The organism is Azoarcus sp. TTM-91 (assembly GCF_012911025.1).
Lineage (GTDB): Bacteria > Pseudomonadota > Gammaproteobacteria > Burkholderiales > Rhodocyclaceae > Azoarcus.
On sequence record NZ_WUEI01000191.1, the window covers coordinates 1 to 5,182 of the forward strand.

At 68.5% G+C, this 5,182-nt stretch carries 4 protein-coding genes; 1 reads left to right on the plus strand and 3 read right to left on the minus strand.

Annotated elements, in window-relative coordinates; genetic code table 11:
- Window positions 1-255 precede the first annotated feature (255 nt).
- Window positions 256-2,469, minus strand: a complete 2,214-nt coding sequence (locus GRF61_RS23240; protein WP_169152989.1) for a TonB-dependent receptor — start codon at window positions 2,467-2,469, stop codon at window positions 256-258.
- A 65-nt stretch (window positions 2,470-2,534) separates the two neighbouring features.
- Here GRF61_RS23240 and GRF61_RS23245 point away from each other — a divergent pair, with 65 nt between their 5' ends.
- Entirely contained in the window at window positions 2,535-2,681 is a 147-nt protein-coding gene (locus tag GRF61_RS23245; protein WP_169152990.1) for a hypothetical protein, read from the plus strand.
- On the opposite strand, the gene GRF61_RS23250 is transcribed toward GRF61_RS23245, so the two are convergent.
- Window positions 2,665-3,762, minus strand: a complete 1,098-nt coding sequence (locus tag GRF61_RS23250; RefSeq protein WP_169152991.1) for an alpha-hydroxy acid oxidase — start codon at window positions 3,760-3,762, stop codon at window positions 2,665-2,667. The two genes, GRF61_RS23245 and GRF61_RS23250, sit on opposite strands and share 17 nt — an antisense overlap.
- Before the next feature lie 19 nt (window positions 3,763-3,781).
- The gene (locus GRF61_RS23255; protein ID WP_169152992.1) at window positions 3,782-5,179 is read right to left on the minus strand and encodes an efflux transporter outer membrane subunit; all 1,398 of its coding nucleotides are present in this window, start codon (window positions 5,177-5,179) and stop codon (window positions 3,782-3,784) included.
- Window positions 5,180-5,182: the final 3 nt, after the last annotated feature.

The window sequence follows — 5,182 nt, forward strand, 5'->3', positions numbered from 1 at the left end:
GGGCTGCAATGCCGCTCCGGGCCGGGTTCGGGGGAGAGCCGGCGCCCCGGGCGGGTGGCGAATTTTATTTGATGATAACGATTCTCAACAATAGCGATGAGATGTTTTTTTCTTGTACCGTTTTGTACGAAGGCCCCCGCCAGATGACGGGGGCCCCGGTACCGGGCGGCGCGGCCACCAGGCAAGCACAGCCGGCGGCGCGGCCCTTTCGCCCACCGGCCCGCGCTCTTCCGGGCGGAAAGGCCGGCGATGCGCCTAGAAGCTCAGGTGCGCGGCCACCCACAGGCGGCGCGGTTCCTGGTTGTTGCGGTAGGTGGCGTAGGTGGTGCCATCCACCACTTCGGCCTTGTTGAAGCGCTCGTCGGTGATGTTGAACAGGGTGGCGGAGAGGTCCAGGTTCTTGGTCACCGTGTAGGTGCCGCCGACGTGGAACAGGGTGTAGCCCTTCCAGTCGCCGACCACGTCGCGCGCATCCTGGCCGGTGGCGGTGTGGGTGCCGCTGCGGAAGCCGTCGCCGCGGTACTCGCCGCGCACCCAGGCCGACAGGCGATCGGTGGGTTTCCAGCGCACCGCCAGGTTGAACATGTGCTCCGGCGTGTCGTTCACCGGGTCGCCCTTGCTGGCGCCGCTAGTCTGTTCGCTGTCGGTATAGGTGTAGTTGGCCGACAGGCTCCAGGCCGGGTTGATCTGCCAGCGGGAGAACAACTCCACGCCTTGGATGGTGGCCTTGTCCACGTTCACCGGCCGGCGCAGGGTGAAGCTGTCGCCGGTGGCGTTGCTGCCGCCCACCCACACGTCCCACTGGTTGCCGGCGGCGGCGAGGTAGTCCTCGCAGGCCTCGGCGGAAGCGGCGCTGCCGCCGGCGTTGGTTCTGCCGTTGCAGGTCATCAGCACCGGGCCGGCGCTGGTGCTGATGAAGTCCTTGTACTTGCTGTGGAACAGCGTGGCGCTGGCGGTGAAGCCCTGCAGGCTGTCGAAGATGGCGCCGATCTCGGTGTTGGTGCTGGTTTCCGGTTCGAGGTCAGGGTTGCCGATGGCGGGGGTGCGGCCTTGGCCGGAGACGGTGTAGATGCCGTTGGTGAGGTACTCCAGGCGCGGCGCCTTGTAGCCGCGGCTGATGCCGCCCTTCACCGTCCAGTTCTCGGTGGTGTTCCACACCAGGTAGGCGCGCGGCGTGGTGTAGCCGCCGAACTCGTCATGGTGGTCGTGGCGAACGCCCACCGTCAGGGCAAGGCTCTCGGCCAGGCGCCATTCATCCTCGGCAAAGATGCCGACCTGGGTGAATTCGGTGGCCTTGGGCAGGATGCCGTCCTCCATCTCCGCGTTCCAGTACTGGGCGCCGATCGACAGGATGTGGTTGCCGATGCCGGTGACGTACTTGGTGTCGAAGATGAAATCCTTGGTGGTGAGGCCGCGGTCGCCGCTGCGACCTATCATGCGCGCCGGAATCAGGCGGCCCACGGTCTCGGTCTCGTTGTAGCTCAGGCTGGATTCCAGCAGGCCGGAGCCGGTGCGCCAGTTGTGGGCGAGCAGGAACTTGTCGCGGTTGTACTTCTGCGTGGGGCCGTAGCCGCCGGCGGCGCCCAGGGTGCCCAGCTGCTGCTTGCTGTTGTCGTAGCTCTGCTTGGTGGTGTCGATGTCCAGCCAGAGGTCGTGGTCCTTGTTCGGCGTCAGTGTCAGGCGGGCGCCGTAGTTCTCGATGCGGCCCTTGGTCGGGTTGCGGCCCTGGGTGAGCTCGTCGCCCTCGCTGCCGTCGTCCAGGTCGTAGGAGATGCTGGACTGTTCGCGGTGCCAGTTGCGGGCGCGTACCTGCAGGCCGAGCAGATCCTGCTTGATCGGGCCGGAGGCAAAGACTTCGGCGGAGTAGGAGCTGCCGAAGTCGCTGTCCTCGACATGGGTGCCTTCCACCGTGAGGGAGCCGGTCCATTCCTTGCCCACCTTGCGGGTGATGATGTTCACCACGCCGCCCATGGCATCGGAGCCGTACAGGGTGGACATCGGGCCGCGGATGACTTCGATGCGTTCGATTGCGGAGACCGGCGGCAGGAAGCTGTTGCGCGCTTCGCCGAAACCGTTCGGGTAGATGTTGCCGGTGCTGTTCTGGCGGCGGCCGTCGATCAGCACAAGGGTGTATTCGTCGCTGAGACCGCGGATGCGGATGTTGAGGCCGCCGGTTTTGCCCGCGCTGCCGCCGGTGTCTATGCCTTCCACGTCGGCCAGGGCGTCGGCGATGTTGGTGATGCGCTTGGTTTCCAGGTCCTCGCGGGTGATCACGCTGATGCTGGCGGGGGCTTCCTTGATTTGCTGCTCGAAGCCGGAGGCGGAGACGACGGTCTCGCTCAACTGGCGTTCGGTGCCTTGGGCGAAGGCGCCTGCCGATAAACCGAGGGCGAGGGCCAGCGTGAGGGCGTTGCGGCGGGAGCGTTGCGGAAACGCGGGACGAGCGGGTACGGCGGTGCCACGGGGCATCGTTCATCTCCTGACGAAAGGAAGGAAAGTCCGGTAGGGAGGGCGGGCTTCCTGGCAGGAGACGGATGACGCTGCTGCAGGTGGCTGGCCTTGCTGGCGGTCGCGACAAGCGACCGTCCATTGGAATTGTTATAAAAATGCTAACAATTCTCAGTACGCAAGGTCAACGAGAGTTTAATGAAAATTCAGATTTTGTTAATTTTTATGGATGAGCTGGGGGCCGATGTCGGCCAGGCGGGTACAGCCGGTCAGCGCCATGCCCACCTCCAGTTCGTCGCGCAGCAGGCGCAGCACATGGGCGACGCCGAGGGCGCCGGCGGCGGCCAGGCCGTAAAGCCAGGGGCGGCCGATGAGCACCGCGCTCGCGCCTAGCGCCAGCGCCTTGATGACGTCGGTGCCGCGGCGGATGCCGCCATCCAGCAGCAGCGGTGCGCGGCCGGCCACCCGCTCGGCGATGGCTGGGAGGGCGTGGAGGCTGGCGGGCAGGGTGTCCAGCGTGCGGCCGCCGTGGTTGGAAATGACGATGCCATTCACGCCATGCGCCAGGGCAAGGTCGGCGTCGTCGGGGTGCAAGATGCCTTTAAGGATGAGCGGCAGCCGGGTCAGGCCGCGGAGTTGCTCGATGTCCTTCCAGGTTGCGGCATGGGCCATCAGGCCGTCGAACACCTGGCTGGTGCCGGGCGGCAGCGTCGGCTGCGGTGTGCGCATGCCCTGCAGATTGACCGCACCTATGCCCTGTGGCAGGTGGAAGCGGGCGCGCTGTTCGCGGTTGCGGATGCCGGCGATGGGGGCATCCACGGTGACCACCAGCGCGCTGTAGCCGGCGGCTTCGGCGCGCTGCACCAGTTCTCGGGTGAAGCCGCGGTCGGGCTGGACGTAGAGCTGGAACCACAGCGGCGCGCCAGCGTAGCGGGCGATGTCCTCCAGCCGGCAACTGGCCAGGGTGCTGACCATCATGCCCGCCTCCAGCGCGGCGGCGGCCTGCACGGTGGCGAGTTCGCCATCCGGGTGGGCAAGGCGCTGGTAGGCGACCGGCGCGATCATGATGGGGTGGGCGAAGCGCTGGCCGAACAGCTCCAGCGCGGTGCTGCCGCCGCGGACGTCGGCCAGCACGCGCGGGCTCAGCGACAGGGCGTCGAAGGCGCTGCGGTTGGCGCGGTGGGTGATCTCGTCGCCGGCGCCGCTGGCGATGTAGGCCCAGGCGTTGTCGTCCAGGCGTTCGCGGGCGTAGGGCTCGTAGTCGGCGACAGCGGCGATGTCGGCCGGAATGGCGGTCAAGCGGGGGAGTGTCATGCGCGTCAGTGTCGCCGATTCAGGATTGCGGCGAAACGGCCACGCCGCTCTCCGGCCGCCAGCCGCCGCCCAGCGCCTTGTACAGGTCCACCGCCGAGGTGAGGCGGGAGAGGCGCAGCTGGGCCAGCGAATCCTGCGCCGAGAACAGCGTGCGCTGGGCGTCCAGCACCGTCAGCAGGTCGTCGGCGCCCTCGCGGTAGCGCAGCTCCGCCAGGCGCAGGCTGCGCTGGGCCTCGGCGAGGATCTGCCCCTGCAGCACCTCCTGGTTGGCGTTGCGGCCGGTGTTGCCGAGGGCGTCTTCCACTTCCTTGAGCGCGGTGTGGATGGCCTTGCGGTAGGTCTCGACCAGCTCGCGCTGGCGCGAGCGGGCGCTTTCCACCTGGGCGCGCAGCCGGCCGCCGTCGAAGATCACCTGGGCGACCGAGGCGCTGAGGCTGACGGTGTTGCTGGGATCGGCCAGCGACAGCAGCGTGGCGGTGGCCAGGCCGCCGGCGCCGGAGAGCTGGATGCTGGGCAGCAGCGCGGCGCGGGCGGCGGCGACGTTGGCGGAGGCGCCGGCCAGCGCGGCTTCGGCGCTGGCCAGGTCCGGCCGGCGCACCAGCAGATCCGCCGGTAGGCCGGGGGTGACCGCCGGAATGGCGAGCGTGTTCAGCGCTTCGCCCTGCAGGCGCAGGTCCTGCGGCACGCGGCCGAGCAGGATAGCCAGCGCGGTGTTGGTCTGGCGCTCCTGCACTTCCAGTGGCGGAATGGCGGCGCGCTGGGACAGCACGGTGGTGCGCTGGCGGCTTACGTCCAGCGAGGAGGCGGAGCCGTTCTGATAGCGGACTTCGACGATGCGCAGCACCCGCTCGGCGATGGCGAGGTTCTCGCGCGCGATGCGCAGGCGCTCGCGCAGCGCCAGCAGCTGGAAGTAGGTGGTGGCGACGTTGGCCGAGAGGCTGAGGCGGGCGGCATCGTAGTCGAAGCGGCTGCCGGCCAGGCTGGCTTCGGCGCTGTCCACATTGGCAGCGATGCGGCCCCACAGGTCGATCTCGTAGCCGGCGTTCAGCGTGACGGCCGAGGACTTGGTTTCGCTGACCGCGCTGCCGTCGTTGGCGTCGCGCCGCGTCCAGCCGGTGTTGCCGCCGAGGTTGAGGGAGGGGAACAGGGAGGCGCCGCTGACGCGCAGCGATTGCTCCGCCTGTATCACCCGTTCGGCGGCGATGCGCAGGTCCGGGCTAGCGGTCGCGGCTTCCTGCACCAGGGCGTCCAGTTCGGCCGAGCCGAAGGTGCGCCACCAGTCGGCGCTGATTTCGTCGGCCGCGGGCGCGGCTTCCGCCCAGGTCGAGGGGAGAGGTAGGTCGGGGCGGGCAAGGGGTTCGTGCAGGGCGCAGCCGGAGAGCAGCAGGCTGGCGAGCAGGCTGGCGATGCGGCGCAAAGA

Bases quoted from the DNA above. Each gene is read 5' to 3' on its own strand.
- GRF61_RS23250 (WP_169152991.1), bottom strand. From the start codon at position 3,762: ATGACACTCCCCCGCTTGACCGCCATTCCGGCCGACATCGCCGCTGTC.
- GRF61_RS23245 (WP_169152990.1), top strand. From the start codon at position 2,535: ATGACGCTGCTGCAGGTGGCTGGCCTTGCTGGCGGTCGCGACAAGCGA.
- GRF61_RS23240 (WP_169152989.1), bottom strand. From the start codon at position 2,469: ATGCCCCGTGGCACCGCCGTACCCGCTCGTCCCGCGTTTCCGCAACGC.